The 17275-nt window shown below is 62.6% G+C and carries 17 protein-coding genes and 1 tRNA gene; 7 read left to right on the top strand and 11 right to left on the bottom strand.

The features are described 5' to 3' along the window. Window positions 1-79 precede the first annotated feature (79 nt). A complete protein-coding gene (gene serA, locus ACFOOR_RS05265) occupies window positions 80-1285 on the top strand; it encodes a phosphoglycerate dehydrogenase (RefSeq protein ID WP_343165431.1) in 1206 nt (401 codons plus the stop codon). Here serA and ACFOOR_RS05260 read toward each other — a convergent pair. Further along, window positions 1282-1935: an HAD-IB family phosphatase gene (locus ACFOOR_RS05260; protein ID WP_343165432.1), complete on the bottom strand. Its 654-nt coding sequence runs from the start codon at window positions 1933-1935 to the stop codon at window positions 1282-1284. The two genes, serA and ACFOOR_RS05260, sit on opposite strands and share 4 nt — an antisense overlap. Window positions 1936-1969: 34 nt before the next feature. Then, a complete protein-coding gene (gene msrA, locus ACFOOR_RS05255; protein ID WP_343165433.1) occupies window positions 1970-2629 on the bottom strand; it encodes a peptide-methionine (S)-S-oxide reductase MsrA in 660 nt (219 codons plus the stop codon). A 163-nt stretch (window positions 2630-2792) separates the two neighbouring features. On the opposite strand from msrA, the gene ACFOOR_RS05250 reads away from it, so the two are divergent. Then, window positions 2793-2882: transfer RNA gene (locus ACFOOR_RS05250), tRNA-Ser, on the top strand. Window positions 2883-3231: 349 nt separating this feature from the next. On the opposite strand, the gene ACFOOR_RS05245 is transcribed toward ACFOOR_RS05250, so the two are convergent. From ACFOOR_RS05245 to ACFOOR_RS05205, 9 genes are all read right to left on the bottom strand, one after another. Then, window positions 3232-4956, bottom strand: coding sequence for a recombinase family protein (locus tag ACFOOR_RS05245; protein ID WP_343165434.1), 1725 nt, complete (start codon window positions 4954-4956; stop codon window positions 3232-3234). Then, window positions 4953-5387 carry a DUF2924 domain-containing protein gene (locus ACFOOR_RS05240; protein WP_343165435.1) on the bottom strand — a complete coding sequence of 145 codons (435 nt, stop codon included), beginning with the start codon at window positions 5385-5387 and terminating at the stop codon, window positions 4953-4955. Before ACFOOR_RS05240 ends, ACFOOR_RS05245 begins: the two co-directional genes overlap by 4 nt. Then, a complete protein-coding gene (locus ACFOOR_RS05235) occupies window positions 5387-5857 on the bottom strand; it encodes a DUF3489 domain-containing protein (RefSeq protein ID WP_343165436.1) in 471 nt (156 codons plus the stop codon). Before ACFOOR_RS05235 ends, ACFOOR_RS05240 begins: the two co-directional genes overlap by 1 nt. A gap of 241 nt (window positions 5858-6098) precedes the next feature. Further along, complete coding sequence (locus ACFOOR_RS05230; protein ID WP_343165437.1) at window positions 6099-6704, bottom strand: DUF5681 domain-containing protein; 606 nt, start codon at window positions 6702-6704, stop codon at window positions 6099-6101. Continuing rightward, on the bottom strand, window positions 6704-8041 hold the full coding sequence (locus tag ACFOOR_RS05225) for a site-specific DNA-methyltransferase (protein ID WP_343165438.1): 1338 nt from the start codon (window positions 8039-8041) through the stop codon (window positions 6704-6706). Before ACFOOR_RS05225 ends, ACFOOR_RS05230 begins: the two co-directional genes overlap by 1 nt. Next, the gene (locus ACFOOR_RS05220) at window positions 8038-8265 is read right to left on the bottom strand and encodes a hypothetical protein (protein WP_343165439.1); all 228 of its coding nucleotides are present in this window, start codon (window positions 8263-8265) and stop codon (window positions 8038-8040) included. The genes ACFOOR_RS05225 and ACFOOR_RS05220 overlap by 4 nt, the downstream gene beginning before the upstream one ends. A 99-nt stretch (window positions 8266-8364) precedes the next feature. Beyond that, window positions 8365-9084, bottom strand: coding sequence for a hypothetical protein (locus ACFOOR_RS05215; RefSeq protein ID WP_343165440.1), 720 nt, complete (start codon window positions 9082-9084; stop codon window positions 8365-8367). A gap of 52 nt (window positions 9085-9136) precedes the next feature. Then, window positions 9137-9331 carry a hypothetical protein gene (locus tag ACFOOR_RS05210; protein WP_343165441.1) on the bottom strand — a complete coding sequence of 65 codons (195 nt, stop codon included), beginning with the start codon at window positions 9329-9331 and terminating at the stop codon, window positions 9137-9139. Continuing rightward, complete coding sequence (locus ACFOOR_RS05205) at window positions 9331-9921, bottom strand: hypothetical protein (RefSeq protein ID WP_343165442.1); 591 nt, start codon at window positions 9919-9921, stop codon at window positions 9331-9333. Before ACFOOR_RS05205 ends, ACFOOR_RS05210 begins: the two co-directional genes overlap by 1 nt. Here ACFOOR_RS05205 and ACFOOR_RS05200 point away from each other — a divergent pair. The 5 genes from ACFOOR_RS05200 to cueR all read left to right on the top strand — a co-directional run bounded on the left by ACFOOR_RS05200 (window position 9920) and on the right by cueR (window position 17201). Further along, window positions 9920-10123, top strand: coding sequence for a helix-turn-helix domain-containing protein (locus tag ACFOOR_RS05200; protein WP_343165443.1), 204 nt, complete (start codon window positions 9920-9922; stop codon window positions 10121-10123). The two genes, ACFOOR_RS05205 and ACFOOR_RS05200, sit on opposite strands and share 2 nt — an antisense overlap. 769 nt (window positions 10124-10892) lie before the next feature. Then, window positions 10893-12125 (top strand): TolC family protein, encoded by a 1233-nt coding sequence (locus tag ACFOOR_RS05195; RefSeq protein WP_236956182.1) that lies wholly within the window; start codon window positions 10893-10895, stop codon window positions 12123-12125. Continuing rightward, window positions 12122-13654 carry an efflux RND transporter periplasmic adaptor subunit gene (locus ACFOOR_RS05190; protein WP_236956180.1) on the top strand — a complete coding sequence of 511 codons (1533 nt, stop codon included), beginning with the start codon at window positions 12122-12124 and terminating at the stop codon, window positions 13652-13654. The genes ACFOOR_RS05195 and ACFOOR_RS05190 overlap by 4 nt, the downstream gene beginning before the upstream one ends. Beyond that, complete coding sequence (locus ACFOOR_RS05185; RefSeq protein ID WP_343165444.1) at window positions 13651-16800, top strand: efflux RND transporter permease subunit; 3150 nt, start codon at window positions 13651-13653, stop codon at window positions 16798-16800. Before ACFOOR_RS05190 ends, ACFOOR_RS05185 begins: the two co-directional genes overlap by 4 nt. Next, entirely contained in the window at window positions 16797-17201 is a 405-nt protein-coding gene (gene cueR / locus ACFOOR_RS05180; protein ID WP_343165445.1) for a Cu(I)-responsive transcriptional regulator, read from the top strand. The genes ACFOOR_RS05185 and cueR overlap by 4 nt, the downstream gene beginning before the upstream one ends. Window positions 17202-17275 lie beyond the last annotated feature (74 nt).

The raw sequence follows: 17275 nt of genomic DNA, 5'->3' as shown, positions 1-17275 counted from the left end.
CACAAAACCTGCCGCTAGCCACCACCCCCTCCCCCTGCTAACGATTTCGCAGATGCAGCATGCCGAACGGATTCCCCGCATGAAGGCGCTTCTCGTCGAGAATATCCACCCCGAGGCCGATACCGCCTTCGCCCGCAATGGCGCGGTCGAGATCGAGCGCATCGACCATGCCGTCGAGACCGGCGAGCTGATCGGCCGGCTGAAGGGTGTGCATCTTCTGGGGATCCGCTCGCGGACCCGGATCACCCGCGAGGTGCTCGACGCCGCGCCGGACCTGATTGCCATAGGCTGCTTCTGTATCGGCACCAACCAGGTCGATCTCGAGGCCGCCGCGGAGAAGGGCGTCTACGTCTTCAACGCGCCCTTCGCCAACACCCGTTCGGTCGCCGAGCTGACTCTCGCTTCTGCGGTCATGCTGATGCGCGGCATTCCGGCGAAGTCGAACGCCATCCGCCGCGGCGAATGGCACAAGAGTGCCAAGGGCGCGCACGAGGTGCGCGGCAAGAAGCTCGGCATCATCGGCTACGGCAATATCGGCTCGCAGCTCTCTGTCCTCGCGTCGGGACACGGCATGCATGTCTATTTCTACGACGTCGAGCCCAAGCTCGCCCATGGCAATGCGCGGCCGATGAATTCCGTCGAGGACGTGCTCGACATCGCCGACGTGGTCACGCTTCACGTGCCGTCAACGCCGCAGACGCGGGGCATGATCGGCGCCGAACAGCTCCGGCGGATGAAGAAGGGCAGCTTTCTGATCAATCAGGCGCGCGGCGACCTCGTCGATATCGACGCCATCGCTGCGGCGATGCGGTCAGGTCATATCGCCGGTGCGGCGGTCGATGTCTTCCCCAAGGAGCCGGCCTCGAAGGACGAATTGTTCGAAAGCCCGTTGCTCGCCTTCGAGAATGTGCTGCTCACCCCGCATATCGGCGGTTCGACCGAGGAGGCGCAGGCCGCCATCGGCCTCGATGCCGGGATCAAGCTGGCGCGCTATGCTTTCGAAGGCGGTAGCGCCAAGGCGGTGAATTTGCCGGAACTCGAACCGGGCCTGCTGGCTGAGGGCCGCACCCGTCTCGTCTCGATCCACCGCAATCAGCCGGGTTATCTGTCGCGTCTCAACGAAGCCGCCAGTGCGATGGGGCTGAACATCGCCTCGCAATACCTGAACACGGCCGGGGCCTATGGCTATGCCACCGCCGACCTCGAGGGTGATGTGCCCGGCGATCTGCTCGAGAAGATCGAGGCGATGGACGGCACGATCCGCGCCCGCATCCTGACCCGCTAGGCGAGCAGCGCTGCGCGCAGGTCTGAGACCGTATCGGCGAACTCCGGCGCGCGTTCGGCCACGCTGCTGCGCGTTACCACGCCGCCGAACCCGATGAAGCGCTGCGCCGCCCCCGCTTCGAAGGCTTCAAGGTCGGTGATGCCGTCGCCGACCATAACGGTCTCGCGAACCTCGCCGGCGTGGGACAGCGCGCGCAGAACCACGGCCTTGCCGCCATTGTCGGACAGCGGATTGGCCGGATCGAACCCGGACACCGCCTCGCCGTCCCACGTGAAACGGTTGGTCCGGCACATCGCTTCGGCGAAGCCCAGATCGCGCAAGGCCAGCCTGAGCAGGTCGTGAAACCCGCCAGATACCGCCGCGACCTTGTCGCCCCGTGCTTTCAGCTCCGCCACGAGCTCCGCCATGCCCGGTGTCAGATACTGTTGCAGCGCAACGGCGATCCTGGCCACGTCGAGCCGTGTCAGCCGGGCGAGGTCGAGCCGCGCCGCGATCGAGGCGCGAAGGCTCATCGTCCCGCCCATGCCCGCTGCGGTGATGGCTTCGAGCCGTTCGCGCGCCGCCGGGCCGAGCTTTTCAGACAGGGCGAAGTCGAGGCTCTCGACCCTCAACAGGGTTGAATCGACATCGAAGCAGACGAGGCGGGTCATGCCGCCACGCTAGCGCCTCCGTTGGCAAACGCCACTAGGACGAGCTGACGCCGAGCCCGATCGGGCAGACGACTCCGGTGCCGCCGAGCCCGCAATACCCGCCGGGATTCTTGGCGAGATATTGCTGGTGATAATCCTCGGCGAAATAGAAGGGGCCGGCCTTCGCGATCTCGGTCGTCACGCCGCCGCGTCCGGCGGCTTTCAGTGCCGCGTCATAGGCCTGGGCCGAGGCCTCGGCCTCGATGCGCTGATCCTCGCTCATCCAGTAGATGGCGGAGCGGTATTGCGTACCGACATCGCCTCCCTGGCGCATGCCCTGGGTCGGGTCGTGATTCTCCCAGAACAGCTTCAGCAGCGTGCCATAGGAGATGACGCTCGGGTCGAACACGATGCGCACGACCTCGGCATGCCCGGTCGCGCCCGTGCACGTCTCTTCATAGGTCGGGTTGGGGGTGATCCCGCCGGCATAGCCGACGCTGGTCGACCACACGCCATCCTCGGTCCAGAACAACCGTTCCGCGCCCCAGAAGCAGCCGAGGCCGAACACCGCGACCTCATGGCCCGGCGGCACGTCCTTCAGCGCGTGTCCATTGACGAAATGACGGCCCTCCAGCGGCAGCGGCGTCTCGCGGCCCTTCAGCGCCTCGGACGCCGGGACCAGCTCGCTTTTCCACGTCTTGTCGAACCATGCCATGTCTGTCTCCTCGCTCGGGACCGGTCAGGCGCATCATATGGCCCGCCCCGGGCATTCCGGAAAGAGGCCATCGCGCAGCCGTGACTGCGCCGTGATCGCGGCCTCACCGCCCGCCCTGCTTGACCGCAAGCCGCCCATGGATATGGTGCGCGCCCATTGCGCTGGTGAGGTGGCCGAGTGGTCGAAGGCGCACGCCTGGAACGCGTGTAGACGGGCAACCGTCTCGAGGGTTCGAATCCCTCTCTCACCGCCAGCATTTTTCTTCTTTTAATTTAATAACTTAGAGCGTTTTCATTGCCCCCGTCATTTCGGGGGTTAGCAGGGATTCTTGTGAAGCGAGACCGGGCTAACTGGCTGGTTTCCCTGCATTTTGCGCGCGTTGTCTCTGTTCGCGGTTTTGCACAGATCGGTTAGGCGCAGTTTTCCCTGTAATTGGTGATTTGCAGGGAAGATCGGGCAATTTGGGCCACGATATCCGAATTACGCCAGATATTACCGCGTCATTTCGGGGGTTTAGCGTGCAATTCCCTGCGCTCAATAACAGGGAAAAGCCATTCCCTGTTACGCCAATTAACAGGGAATATTTAATCACCGAACAGGGATCATTTCCTGAAGTTTGCGGGTGTAAACCCGAGTGCCATATCTTGTGCTTTCCATCCCAAGGGGATGGGATGGGCCAGGAGGTATTGCACGGAGAGCTCGGGCGGCTGACGGCCATCAAGAATGGCAGCGGTAATCTTCGGTGAGAGGAAGGCCAGTCGAATGCGCAGCCGCACCGGACTATCGGTCCAGCCATGGCGGCGACCGATCGCGGCCAGCGAGACACCCTTGCGGACCTCGGCCAGCCATTGATGGGCACGCGCGATGGTTTTGATGAGGGTCTGGTCAGGTTCGCGTTCAAACTGGCCGGTGATGATCTTGAACTCGACGCCGCGCCGGCGGACCGCAAAACCGGAGCGGATCTGTAGTGCCTCCTCATTGAGGGCATCGGGGCTCACATCGATAGCCTTTGCCAGCGCATCGCGATCGAGCTCGATTGCCAGTGTATTGGCCGAAACCGTGATGGTGTTGGGCAGGGCGCGCAGGAGAGTCTCGTCGCGTTTGAGCAATCGGGCATGGAGTTCGCGCACCTGGCGCTGGACCTGGTAGAGCGCGATCGCGTCCGGCTCCCTGAGAAGTTGATCGCCGTGCTTGGCCAGGTGGGCCGCGATGGCGTTCGAGACCGCGCGTTCAAGCTTGAGGGCCGGGAGACGCCATCCCGACGGGTCTTTGCTTTGTGCTTGCATCAACCGGCGAGAGACATAGTAGCGGATGCGTTTCGACCCGGCTTTCGATGAGGATTTGGTGTGGCTGGGGGTGAGCCGATCGCCGGTCTCGTCATAGAGCTTTCCTGCGAGCGGTGAGCGTTCATGAGGCTCACGCAGTTTCCCGGTAGTGGAGTCGCGCACGCGCGGTTTGGCGGCATGGGCCTGGAGCTTGGCCTGGACGCGCTGCCAGAGTGCATCATCGATGATGGCCGCGTGCTGGCCGTCATAGATTTCGGCCTTGTGCTTGATCCTGCCCGCATAGATGGGATTGGTGAGGATGAAGTGGATTTGTCCGTGGCCGAGCGGTTGACCGCCATAGGCCTGCCCGGACTTGAACTGCCGGGTCTTGGCACGAATGCCGACCGCTTCAGCTTTTGCCGTGACCGTGCGCAGGCATTCATGGCGATCATAGAGGCGATAGATCTTGGCGATGTGTGCGGCCTCGGCCTCGTTGATGACGAGGCCCCGCTTGGCCGGGTCCGGATCGACGTCATATCCCAGCGGCACCATGCCGCCCATCCACATCCCCTTCTTCTTGGAAGCCGCGATCTTGTCGCGAATGCGCTCGCCGGTGACCTCGCGCTCAAACTGGGCAAAGGACAAGAGGACATTCAAGGTCAGCCGCCCCATCGAGGTCGAGGTATTGAACGCCTGCGTGACCGAGACGAAGGAGCAGCTTGCCGCATCGAGCCGGTCCACCAGCTTGGCAAAGTCAGAGAGCGAGCGTGTCAGACGGTCGATCTTGTAGACCACGATCATGTCGATGCGGCCGGCCTCGATATCCCCGATCAGGCGCTGGACGCCGGGGCGCTCCATCGTGCCGCCTGATATGCCGCCGTCATCATAGCGCTCAGGGATAAGTTTCCAGCCCTTACCCTTCTGGCTGGCGACATAGGCCGCGCAGGCCTCGAACTGGGCATCGAGGGAGTTGAAGTCCTGGTCCAGGCCTTCTTCAGACGACTTGCGCGTATAGACAGCGCAGCGAATGACGGGCCTTCGTGCTTGCGAGCAGATCGTCATGGCGCAGCCTTGCGCGCTGTCAGTCCGAAAAATCTAGGCCCTGACCAGTGCGTTCCTGTGATTGCCTTGGCCACGCTGGAGAGCGTCTTGTATCGGGTGTCGCGATAGACAAAGCCGGTCTCGGTCACATCGACGCGGTGGGTGATCCCGTTCCAGTCGCGAACGAGCTGGCTGCCAGGTTTGAGGCGCGGGGCAGTGGGCTTTGGCGTGTCCCCGCGTGCAGCTGCCACCAGGCGGTTTTCCAGCCGTGCCCCCAGCCCGCCCGACGCGCGCACCTGCAGGTCGTAGGCCAGGAGCCGGGCCAGCAAGGGCTGGCTCATCCCGTAGGGCGGTCTCATGCCAAACTCCTCAGCCCACCGGTCGGCCAGGTCGCTTCGGGATCGATTGAGCAGGGCTTCGAGATCGATATCCGGGGGTTTGCGCCTTGCCATCACGCAGACTCGTTCGCTGACTCCAGCGTGTAGCGCGAGGTCCGGCTTCCGTCCTCGGGCGGGAGCCTGGTGATCGTCATGCCGTCTTTCTTCAAGCCCGTCAGGGCGGCGCGTGTGGTATGGGGCAGCCAGCCCAGCGTTTCGGCCAGGGCCGGCACCGTGACACCGCCCTTCGCGCTCAAAAGCGCGATCAGGCGGGCTTTCTTGGTTTTGGGCTGTGACTCGATGCATTTCGGTTCTGGCTTGGCGGCGGGTTTTGGCGCCGGCTCAAGGGCAGCCAGGCCGATCTCGGTGATGCGCACCGACTTGGCCTTGCGGGTGATGAAGCCGGTTTGGGCGAGGGCTTTGAGGTCGCCCTCGATCGCGGCCGGGTCGGCGTCGCTGTCAGCCAGCGCGCTGGCGGGCATGGGTCCGCCTGCGGTTTTGAGGGTTTCAAGGATGGAAAGCTGGGATTTGGAAAGTCTGGTCATGTCTGTCTCCGGTGCAGTGCGGCCAGGAATTGCGGGCCGTGGTTACACCGAGACAAGCCCGAAAGAGTTCGGGCGCGTGTCGTCATGCATGCTCGGGTCGAACGCGAAGTCCAGTCTTTAAATGCGGTACGGAGGTGAGAAAGCCCCACTTGGGCGGCTGGCCGCCCACGTTGAACAAAAATATGCGCCTGTGATATTGCTGTGTCCTGTCGCGCCATTTCCTGCGGTCTAAGCGGCCTGGCTATCCCAGGCCCAAGATACCCCCGACATCGTCATCATCATCGACCTCGTCAGGGTCATCGCCACGGTCGCCATCATCATCGCCAGGCATGTCGCTATTCGGCTCTTCGGTGATGTCTGCCGACCCTGAATCTTTAGCCTCCTCGGGCAAATAGCCCGGCCAAGATTCCCGGGTGACCGTGTTTTCTTCCTTGGAGTAATGGATCCGTTCGCCAGGCTTCTTATAGCACTCTTCTTCTGGAATTCTGGCGTGTACCAACTCGATGACGAGGGGTTTCGGATTATGCTCAATTGTCGCAATTCGCTCGATTTCGGCTTGATGCTGATTGGTCAGCTGATGAACTTTCTCAAAGGCTTTCGGGTCCCCCTTGAGCGCCTTTTCCATCAATCGACGCGCGATCATCTCTTCGCCCGTCATCGAGACCACTTCACCATTGACCCGCGCCGAATACTGCTCACGCATCAGCCTTGAGACCTGGCCGGCAACCGTAGATGCCAGTTTCTTGGGTCGGCCGCGAGGATTGCCGCTCTGCCCCTTCTTGAACCGGGTCGACTTGGGCGGCTTGCCATAGCCGACCTCGTAATCGTCTTCTGAGCTATCCGACATCACAGCGCCTCCTCGGCTGGCTCGCGCATGGCATCCACGCCCCACTCATGGCGCATCTCCCTGACCACGCTGAACGTCTCGCCGCTACCTTCAAGAGTGGCCGATAGACCCGTAGCCTCTTCAAAACGCCGGATGATCAGGTCACAATATCGCGCATCCAGCTCGATGAGCCGTGCCGACCGCCCACAACCTTCAGCCGCCAGCAGTGTCGAGCCTGATCCCCCAAAGGGATCGAGCACGAAACCATCGACACGCGTCACGTCCTTGATCGCGTCAGCCACCATGGCTGTCGGCTTGACCGTCGGGTGCATGGCCAGCTCCTTGCGTTGACGCGCCATGCCCGGATAGTCCCATACATTGGTGCGGTTGCGGCCAAAGCGGCCCAGCTGGATGTTATTGGTGTGCTTTGCGCCACGCTTTGCAAAGACAGCGACCATCTCGTGCTTGGATCGGTAGAGTGAGCCCATCCCGCCCACGTCCTTGTTCCAGACGCAGATGTTCTTCAGCGTGCCGATCTCGGCCTCACCGGCCTTGACCAGGTCACAGATGTGCCGCCAGTCCATGCAGGCAAAGACAATCGCGCCGGGTTTTACAAAAGCGCTGACCTGCGCGGAAATCGCCGACAGGAAGTTCCTGAATTCAGCGTCGGACATTTCACCCGACGCCATGACGAACTCGTCATGCGTCTTCTTGCCGAGCCCACTGACATGGCCGGCGATCGGCACATTGTAAGGTGGGTCCGTAAAGCAGGCATCGGCCAGCTCACCGCCCAACAGCATCTCATAGCTTGCCGCCTCCAGCGCGTCGCCGCAGACTAGGCGGTGACGCCCCAGACGCCAGACATCGCCGAGCTCGGAAACGGCTGGCCCATCTTCTGGCTCAGGCAGGCTTTCAGGGTCAGTCGAGTGAGCTTCGCCGACCATCAGCACATCGATCTCGCCGGTCTCAAAACCTATCGACTCGAGTTCGAACTCGAGATCCATTTCGATCAGAGCGCCGATTTCCAGGCGCAATAGATCCTCATCCCAGCCCGCCGTTTCAGCCAGGCGATTATCCGCGATGACGTAAGCTCGCTGCTGCGCCTCGCTCATGCCGGAAAGCCGCATGACAGGAACTTCGCCGAGACCCAGGGATCTCGCTGCTTCCAGCCGGCCATGCCCGGCAATGATTTCCAGGTCGTCGCTGACCAGGATCGGGTTCGTCCAGCCAAAGGTCCGGATACTTGCAGCCACCTGCTCGATCTGACGCTTCGAGTGCGTGCGCGGGTTGTTGACATAAGGCTTGAGTGCGGAGACCGGGACGGTCTCCACGCGTAGGTCTCGGATGGAGGCGGTCATGACGCGCCTCCAAAGACCGGCAAGATTCCGCGTGCGACAGCGTCGGCTGCATAGTCAACAAACTCCGGCTCACAAGCATAGTAGGTGAGCCCACTTACTGGGTTTGCGATGCAGTAGATCCAGAACTTTGTTCGCTTCGCCTTGCGATGATCGTCGATATCCATCAGGCGACTTGCGAAATGGATACGACCCGGCAGCAGTGCCGGGGGATTGAAATTGGGCATTTCCGCCTCCTTTTCGATTAAAGAAGGCCGTTAGATGAAGCTCCTGCGCCCGCGTTTTCAGCGAAATAAGTGTACCGGGCAGTGATATAAGTGCGCTTTTCAGGCGTTTTTACGTTTTCTCACAAAATCCCGAATCGCCAGGCGCGTTCGCGATTGGCTATGTTTGGACGTTAGTGTGATGACGATTTCAGTAACCCACCTGCCGCTTTTTGATGTGGCGTGAGAGCTGTATTCGCCACCTTCCTCATTCCAGCTTGTCACCAGCTCGCCCGTGAACTGCTCCCAAAGCTTGCACAGCTCTTCGACCGCCCAGGGCAGGGTCGCATCGCGCTGCCGACTGAGTTTCTTGCCAGGACTTCCAAATCTATCCTTGGGCGGGGTGTTGAGGTGATCTATGGCGCGCCTTGCCGCTTCTCTAAGCGATGTTTCGTGCACCTCGCCTGTGGCCAGGGCATCGACGAGGCTCGGGGCTCTTTTCTGTTCCGGCACGTCCATCATCAAGAGCTGGTTGTGAACCGCCTCCTGGGCCCGACCATTGAGCCGTGCGACAAGCCCGCAATCGACGGTCGGTTGGTCAAGCAGGGTTTCGAGCGCTTTGGTAGCCTGGCGGATTGTGAAGGAACGCGCGCCGCGCCGATGACCGCATCGAAGTGACGTGCCGATTTCAGTCAGCTCAAGTCGCAATTGCTCGCGGTCGATTGGCACCAGCGATGGCTCTATCATGTTCAGCCAGCGATCGAGATCGTCATCACAAAACTCGACCGGCTCGAAATCAGCAAAGCCGTCATCATCCCAGGCCTCATCAATATTTCTGGGCATGCCCTTGTTCCGCGTTCCCGTAACTCAACGAACGCGCACCACCGCAAATCAGCTATGCACGGTCAACTATTGTTTGCGCGGCCCGGATGAGGATGAGTGCGTCTTCGACAAGTTGGATCAACGGAGAAATCGTGTCCGGCAGTGACCCGGCTTGATGGTTACCGGCCAGCGTCGCCGCGTCTTCAAGAACGCCTGTGATTTGTGCCATCAGGTGATGGAAAAACTCGGCGCTGTCCTCGTCCGCCATCACGCGTCAAACACAGCAGTGAGGGCATCAGCGACCGCGGCCATGTCATTCTGGCGGTAGGGCGCGTAGCGGTCCTTGCTGTTGGCGCGGGGATTGGGTGTGAGTGACATCTTTTTGGCACGTAGGTTTGAGACGGCGGGCACTTCGCGCGAGGCGATCAACCACGCTACCTCAAGCTGAGCAGTGTGGCCGTCGATTGCAACGCACAGCAGAAAGAGCCGGGCATCGTCGCGCCACGTCGTCCGCCCTACGTCATACTGCACCGTCTGCGGGCGGGCCTCGCTTAAGAAAGTCCAACTCTTGATCTGCAGACCAAGCGATTGGTGCGTGAGTTTGTCATGCACCATCACGTCGATCCCATCGTCATCGACCAACGGCACATAGCTCGACAGACGTCCGCCCGATGCCAGCATGAGCTGACAGGCGACCATGATCTCGGCAGCCGTGCCTAGCTGGCCCGATGTCGGGCGGTTGAAGGTAAGGGCGGACGCCATGGCTCCACACAAGGCGTGGGCACCGGTCAAAGTCAACGAGAAAAGAGACTCATAGTCTGTAGTCCAAAAGTCTGCACCGGTGTCGGCTTGCGCCATGGATATCCGCCAGCGCCTTGCCGAAAATATGCGCGCGATCAGGCGCGAAAAAGGCTGGTCACAAGAAGAACTCGCCGATCGTGCTGGCGTGCACCGCACTTACATCTCAGGCGTTGAACGCTGTGTACGCAATCCGACGATCACAATCGTCGGCCGGATCGCCGGTGCGCTAGGTGTCAAGGTGGGGGAGATGGTGGATTGAGAGCAGCTTTGGTGTACGTGGAAATTGACCTGCAACCCTGTCATCCCTCGTTTATTTCGAGAGCATCGTATCTGCTCGGATTGCCGGCGGTTGGGGGCAAAGGCGCATAATTTCCACTATGTGATCCGTCGGATCGAGAACCGCGTCCTCCGCTTCCGCTCCTCTCCCAGCCCAGGGAAACATAGCGGAAAACTCCAGCTTCAAACGATCCCGTTTGCAGGGGTAGAGCAAGGGTGTGCGGCGGCGTGACGCGTTGGCGTCCAGATGTTGCTATGGTAGCGTTTGATGATGCTTGAGGAAACGTGAAGCCTTTGTCGATTTGCTGTTCCGCCAGAAGTCTGGTCATCTCGATGATCACGATGCTTGTCCTAGCCGTGGCCCCGGCGGGTATGTTCGCGGATACAGCTGCGGCGGCGCCTCGCGCGGCATCGATTGCGCGTGCCGTTGAACCCGATCCCTGTCACGATGAAATGCGCGGCGAGATGGAGTCCGCGAATACTGACCCGACTGCTTTGTGCGACGAGGCTGACGCGTGTTGCGACACTTGTCAGATGGCAGACTGCATCACCGCACCGGTGGCACCGGGTTTTTCCCTTCCTGCCGTGACATTCCTCACTTGGAACCGGAGCGACAGCGCGGCGCCTGACCGACCAGTTCACACGCGGCCATTTTCAATCTCTCTGACAATTCCAAAACGTCCTCCCCGGATCTGAAAGGTCTTCCGGTCCCGCGCCGGCATTCCTGATTCAGACTCCGAGGAGAGACCCAAATGCCATTTTCATTCCTGCTGGCGGCCGTTCTCGGCGCCAGCCTGACGCCTCCGGCCACCGATCCACTCGGTCTGGCCGAGGCGGTCCATATCGCTCAAAGCCAGGACGATCCGTCGTCTGCGCAGTTCGGCGCGATGGCCGAATCGCAGCGCCACCGCGGCGCAGCGGCCACCGTGTTTCCCGATCCGACCCTGGGCGCCGCGATCACCGGTCTGCCGCTCGCCACGCTCGACCCTGACGGCGAGCCGATGACGCAGCTGCGGCTGTCTGTCCGGCAAATGTTCCCGCGCGGGGATACGCTGCGACTCTCGAGTCAGGAAGCGCTCGCCCAGGCCGCGGCGGACGAGGCCCGGCAGGACCTTGCCGAACGCGAGATTGTCAGGGACGTGCGGCTGGCCTGGCTTGAGAGTCACTATTGGGACCGGGCCGAACACCTGACGAGACTGAGGATCGATACCGTTGCCGAACTGACCGGAGTGGCCCTGTCCGCCTATTCGGCCGGGCAGCAGAACGGCCATGACGTTATCCGTTCCGAACTCGAATCGCTGGTGCTGGAGAACCGGTTGCACGAAATTGCGCGTCATCGCGAAACCGCACTCGCCGAACTCGAACGCTATGTCGGACCGGGCGCAGCACGGCGCCCGATCGCGCCGCAGTCGCCACGCCTGCCTCACATCGCCGAGGTCGACCGGCTGGAATCCGGGCTAACTCGCCATCCCGCTGTGGCGATCGCCGATGCGGCGATCCGCCAGCGCGAAGTTCGTGTCGACCTGGCGCTGCAGGAATACCGGCCGGCGTGGGCAGTCGAAGCCGGGTATGGTCTGAGGGGAGGACGATCTGATGTCGCCTCGATCGGCGTCAGCGTCGAAATGCCCCTTTTCGAAAGGCGGCGGCAGGACGAGGGCGTTGCGGCGGCCCACGACGAGGTCGCCGCCGGTGAATTGGCGCGCCAGGCCTTGCTTCTGGACATGCGCCGCTCGCTCGTGATCGAGGTCTCGCGGCTGGATCGCCTCACCGAACAGGAAACGCACCAGCGCGATGCTGTTCTTCCTGCGGCCCGCGACACCCGCGAGGCGGTGCTGGTGGCCTACCAGAACGATGTGGCGGACTTCCCGGAGCTCGTTCGGGCCGAACTGGCCCTCCTTGATGCCGAGCTCGCGTTGCAGCGGCTTGAGACCGACCGGAACGCAGCCACAGCGCGGATCCTGTTTCTCGCGGGAGATGTGCAATGAAACTGTCTTACAGCCATTGGGCAATGATCGCCGTCGGTATCGTGCTGACCGGAGCGATAATCGCGTTCGGCATGCTGCGGACACCAAGCAGCGAGTCCTCCGGAGGCACTGCGTCCTCCGATCCGGAAATCCTCTACTGGGTCGCTCCCATGGACCCGACTTACCGGCGCGACGAACCTGGACTGTCGCCGATGGGGATGGAACTCGTCCCGGTCTATGCCGAGGACGAGGCGGCGACCGAAGCCGGGTTACGCATCGATCCGGCGGCGGCCAACAATATCGGCGTCCGGACCGCAAGGGTGCAGCGAACCGATTTCCGCGAAACCGTCCGTGCGGTGGGATATGTCACCGCCGTGGACGATCTTGCGTCCTCGGTCAGCGTGCGGGCCGAAGGCTGGATCGAGTCGCTGCCCGTCGCCGCGGCAGGCGACCGGGTCGAAGCGGGCGATGTGCTCTTTCATTTCTACTCGCCGCAGATCGCGACGGCGCAGGGCGAGTACCTCCAGGCGGTCCGCACGGGTCGTTCGGCATTGGCTTCCGCATCCCGGTCGCGCCTTGATGCGCTCGGCATGTCGCCCGGTCAGATCGATGCCCTCGCGGCTCGCGGACAGGCCGGAAACCGCCTTGCGATCCTGTCGCCGCGCTCTGGTGTTGTGACGGACATTAGCGTCCGTGAGGGCCAGTTCGTGCGTCCTGGCGATCCGGTCATGACCATCGCCGACCTGTCCGAGGTCTGGGTGCAGCTCAACGTCTTCGAACGACAAGCGGACATCGTGGAATCAGGACAGCGTGTGACCATCCGTGCGACCGGCCAGGGCAAGCGCGCAAGGGAAGGTGAGGTCGAGTACGTCTATCCCACCGTCGATCCGCAGACTCGCACCGTCCGGGTCCGGACCCGACTCGCCAATCCGCGAGGCGACTTGCGGCCGGGTGGGTTCGTCGAAGCGGAGATCGCGGTCCAGCCGCGCGCGGGCGTCCTGACCGTACCGCGCGAAGCCGTAATCGTGACCCCGGAGTCCGAGCGCGTCATTGTGGTGACCGATGACGACCGCTTCTTTCCCGCCGCCGTCGAAACGGGACGCGAGGCCCAGGGCCGGGTGGAAATCCTGTCCGGACTCGAGGAAGGCGAAATGATCGTTGTCTCTGGGCAATTCCTGCTGGATTCCGAAGCGAATCTCCGCGGCGCGATGCTGCGCATGATGCCGCCCGGACCGATCGACATGGAGCCGGCATCGAACGAGGACCGAACCGATGCGCCATCAGCGTCCCCCGCGATGGTGATGGGTGTCGGACGCGTCGAGAACGTCATGCCCGGACACGGCATGATCACCGTCAATCATGAGCCTATCGCGGCGCTGGCCTGGCCGGCGATGCGCATGTCATTCACGACGACCGGAGAGGTGCCGCTCGATGGAATCGCCGAAGGGGACCGCGTCGAATTCATGCTGACCCGCTCAGGCGAGGACTGGCTCATATCGGCAATCGAGCCCGCCGGCGAAACGACCGGGACCGAGGAGGGCGAGCAATGATTGCCGCCACCATTCGCTGGTCGATTCGCAATCGGCTCGTCATCCTCCTGATGTCCGCGCTGCTTGCTGCGGCGGGTCTTTGGTCGCTCCAGCGCACGCCGCTCGATGCGATCCCAGACCTGTCAGACGTGCAGGTCATCATCAAGACGACCTATCCCGGTCAGACCCCCCAGGTGGTCGAGGACCAGGTCACCTATCCGCTCTCGACAGCGATGCTGTCCGTCCCCGGAGCGGTAACCGTGCGGGGCTATTCTTTCTTCAACGACAGCTATGTCTACGTGATCTTCGAGGACGGTACCGATCTCTATTGGGCGCGGTCCCGGGTTCTCGAGTATCTCAGCCAGGTCGCACCCACCCTCCCGGAGGAGGCCGTGGCGGCGATCGGGCCCGACGCCACCGGGGTCGGCTGGATCTACCAATACGCCCTGGTCGACCGCACTGGCCAGCATGACCTCGCCCAGCTGCGTACGATCCAGGATTGGTTTCTCCGGTTCGAGCTCCAGACGATCGAGGGCGTATCCGAGGTGGCCACGATCGGCGGCATGGTGCGTCAATACCAGGTGGTTGCGGACCCGGACCGGTTGCGGGCGTTCGGTATTCCGCTCGCCGACGTGCGCCGCGCCATCGAGCACGGCAACCGCGAGAGCGGTGGACGCGTGCTGGAAATGGCCGAGGCGGAATACATGGTCCGCGCGTCCGGCTATCTCGCCGGTGAGGACGACCTGCGGAACATCCCGCTCCGCGTGACGGATGAAGGCGTGCCTATATTGTTGTCCGACGTGGCCGAAATCCGTACCGGACCGGAATTGCGGCGCGGCATTGGCGAACTCAACGGTGAAGGCGAAGCCGTCGGCGGCGTCGTGATCATGCGCTATGGCGAAAACGCGCTGGCCACGATCGAGCGTGTCGAGACGCGGCTGAACGAACTCGAGGCTTCACTTCCCGAGGGCGTCGAGATCGTCGTGACCTACAATCGAGCCGGGCTGATCGAGCGCGCCGTCGAGACTCTGCGCGAGAAACTGGTCGAGGAATTCCTGATCGTCGCGCTGGTCTGCGCCGTTTTCCTCTTCCACCTGCGATCGTCGCTCGTGGTGGTGTTCAGCCTGCCGCTCGGCATTCTCGTGGCCTTCATCGTGATGCACATTCAGGGGATCAACGCGAACATCATGTCGCTCGGCGGCATCGCGATCGCCATCGGCGCTATGGTCGATGCGGCGATCGTCATGATCGAGAACTTCCACAAGCATGTGGAAAGAACCCCGCTGACCCGGGAGAACCGGTGGCGGATCGTGGCCGAGGCCACGTCCGAAGTCGGGCCGGCGCTGTTCTTCTCGCTTCTGATCATCACCTTCAGCTTCGTGCCGATCTTCGCGCTAGAGGCCCAGGAAGGCAGGCTGTTCCATCCGCTGGCCTTCACCAAGACCTACGCGATGGCCGCCGCGGCGGGACTGTCCGTGACGCTGGTCCCGGTCCTGATGGGCTTCCTGATCCGGGGACGGATCACGCCCGAGCACGCCAATCCCGTGAACCGGATACTGATTGCCGCATACCGCCCCTTCATTGGCGTCGCGCTTCGTCACCCCGCGGCGGTCCTGCTGGTGTCGCTCGTGCTGATCGCCAGCATGGCCATTCCCCTGTTGCGGATTGGCAGCGAGTTCATGCCGGACCTCGACGAGGGTGACCTGCTCTATATGCCGAGCGCCTATCCCGGCATCTCGGCCAGCGAAGCGGCGGAAGTCCTGCAGCAGACCAATCGGCTGATCATGACGGTGCCCGAAGTGCTGACCGTCTATGGCAAGGCTGGCCGCGCCGACACGGCCACGGACCCCGCCCCGCTGACCATGATTGAGACCACGATCCAGTTGCGGCCGCGTGACGAGTGGCGTCCCGGCGTCACCATGGAGGACATCCGCATTGAACTGGACGCGCTGGTCGACGTTCCGAGCCTGACCAATGTCTGGATTATGCCGATCCGGAACCGGATCGACATGCTTGCCACCGGAATCAAGACTCCTGTGGGCATCAAGATCGCGGGCCCGGATCTCGACGTGATTGCCGAGATCGGCACCCGGATCGAGGACATCATCGAGGGCGTGCCCGGTACCGCTTCGGTCTATGCCGAGCGCGTCATGGGCGGCCGGTTCGTGGACATCGATGTGAATCGCGCGGAGGCCGCCCGTTTCGGCATGAATATCGACGATGTCCACGAGATCGTGAGGAGCGCGATCGGCGGCATGACCGTCACCCACACGCTGGAAGGGCGGGAGCGCTATCCGGTGAACCTGCGCTATCCGGCGGACTATCGGGGTTCATTGCAGGAATTGCGGGACCTGCCGGTGATCACGCCGACCGGGGCGGAAATACCGCTCGACCGGCTCGCCGACATCGCCGTATCCGACGGACCCGGCGTGATCCGCAGCGAGAACGCGCGCCTCAATGGCTGGGTCTACATCGACATCGCGGGCGTCGACATCGGCAGCTATGTCGACGACGCCCGCGCGGCGATCGAACGGGATCTGGACCTTCCACCGGGCTACTCGTTGCGCTGGTCCGGCCAATACGAATTCATGGAAAGAGCCCAGGCCCGGTTGACAATGATCGTGCCGCTGACGCTGGTTTTAATCGTCCTGCTGCTATTCCTCAATTTCCGACGGCTCATGCCGGTCATGCTTATCCTGGGTACGCTACCGCTCGCACTCACCGGCGGACTGTGGTTCCTCGACCTCCTCGGCTATCGCCTCTCGGTGGCGGTCGGCGTTGGATTCATCGCTCTTGCGGGCGTCGCGGTCGAAATCGGCGTCATCATGCTCGTCTATCTCGAGCAGGCGCTTACCCGCCGGAAGCGGCTTTGCGCGGAGGAGGGACGTGAGTTCACGCGCGAAGACTTGCGTGCGGCGGTTATTGAGGGTGCTTTGTTGCGCGTCCGTCCGGTTATTATGACGGTTTCCGTGGTGATCGCCGGCCTGTTGCCGATCATGTTCGGTGACGGCACGGGCTCAGAAGTCATGCGGCGGATCGCGGCGCCGATGATCGGCGGCATGACGAGCGCGACGCTTTTAACCTTGCTCGTCCTTCCGGCTGCCTATCTGCTCTGGCGGAATTGGGATCTTGCAAGGTCAGAACCCAGTGACAGGACCGCGCCGTGAATGTGAACAAGGTCGCCTCGCTCACCGGCCTGCCGGCCAAGACGATCCGCTACTACGAGGACATCGGCCTGGTGTCGCCGCAGCGGTCGGACAATGGCTATAGGGTGTTCGCGGAGCGCGATGTCCGGCGCCTGCAATTCGTCGGCCGGGCGCGCTCGCTCGGCTTCTCACTCGACGACTGCCGGCTGCTGCTCGGCCTGTGGGACGACCGCGAGCGCGCCAGCAGCGAGGTACGCGCGCTGGCGCGCCAGCATATCGGCGACATCGACCGAAAACTCGCCGAGTTGCGCGACATGCGCCGGACGTTGAGTGAACTGGTGCAGTCCTGTCATGGCGATGACCGCCCGGACTGCCCGATCATCCAAACCCTGTCGGGCGACGAAACGAGCGCCGAAGAATAGCGCTTGACCTTCCAGTGACTGGAAGCCTCAGACATGGACTCGAGCGGGGGTTTCCGCGCCGAACGAGGCCAGAA

The organism is Hyphobacterium vulgare (genome assembly GCF_042643335.1).
In the GTDB taxonomy this organism is placed as follows: Bacteria; Pseudomonadota; Alphaproteobacteria; order Caulobacterales; family Maricaulaceae; genus Hyphobacterium; species Hyphobacterium vulgare.
This window is presented reverse-complemented; position numbering and strand designations above follow the sequence as displayed.

Coding starts and splice junctions, on each gene's coding strand:
- ACFOOR_RS05260 (WP_343165432.1), bottom strand. CDS start 1,935: ATGACCCGCCTCGTCTGCTTCGATGTCGATTCAACCCTGTTGAGGGTC.
- msrA (WP_343165433.1), bottom strand. CDS start 2,629: ATGGCATGGTTCGACAAGACGTGGAAAAGCGAGCTGGTCCCGGCGTCC.
- ACFOOR_RS05225 (WP_343165438.1), bottom strand. CDS start 8,041: ATGACCGCCTCCATCCGAGACCTACGCGTGGAGACCGTCCCGGTCTCC.
- ACFOOR_RS05200 (WP_343165443.1), top strand. CDS start 9,920: ATGGATATCCGCCAGCGCCTTGCCGAAAATATGCGCGCGATCAGGCGC.
- ACFOOR_RS05220 (WP_343165439.1), bottom strand. CDS start 8,265: ATGCCCAATTTCAATCCCCCGGCACTGCTGCCGGGTCGTATCCATTTC.
- ACFOOR_RS05230 (WP_343165437.1), bottom strand. CDS start 6,704: ATGTCGGATAGCTCAGAAGACGATTACGAGGTCGGCTATGGCAAGCCG.
- ACFOOR_RS05215 (WP_343165440.1), bottom strand. CDS start 9,084: ATGCCCAGAAATATTGATGAGGCCTGGGATGATGACGGCTTTGCTGAT.
- ACFOOR_RS05205 (WP_343165442.1), bottom strand. CDS start 9,921: ATGGCGCAAGCCGACACCGGTGCAGACTTTTGGACTACAGACTATGAG.
- ACFOOR_RS05235 (WP_343165436.1), bottom strand. CDS start 5,857: ATGACCAGACTTTCCAAATCCCAGCTTTCCATCCTTGAAACCCTCAAA.
- ACFOOR_RS05185 (WP_343165444.1), top strand. CDS start 13,651: ATGATTGCCGCCACCATTCGCTGGTCGATTCGCAATCGGCTCGTCATC.
- ACFOOR_RS05210 (WP_343165441.1), bottom strand. CDS start 9,331: ATGGCGGACGAGGACAGCGCCGAGTTTTTCCATCACCTGATGGCACAA.
- ACFOOR_RS05190 (WP_236956180.1), top strand. CDS start 12,122: ATGAAACTGTCTTACAGCCATTGGGCAATGATCGCCGTCGGTATCGTG.
- serA (WP_343165431.1), top strand. CDS start 80: ATGAAGGCGCTTCTCGTCGAGAATATCCACCCCGAGGCCGATACCGCC.
- ACFOOR_RS05195 (WP_236956182.1), top strand. CDS start 10,893: ATGCCATTTTCATTCCTGCTGGCGGCCGTTCTCGGCGCCAGCCTGACG.
- ACFOOR_RS05240 (WP_343165435.1), bottom strand. CDS start 5,387: ATGGCAAGGCGCAAACCCCCGGATATCGATCTCGAAGCCCTGCTCAAT.
- ACFOOR_RS05245 (WP_343165434.1), bottom strand. CDS start 4,956: ATGACGATCTGCTCGCAAGCACGAAGGCCCGTCATTCGCTGCGCTGTC.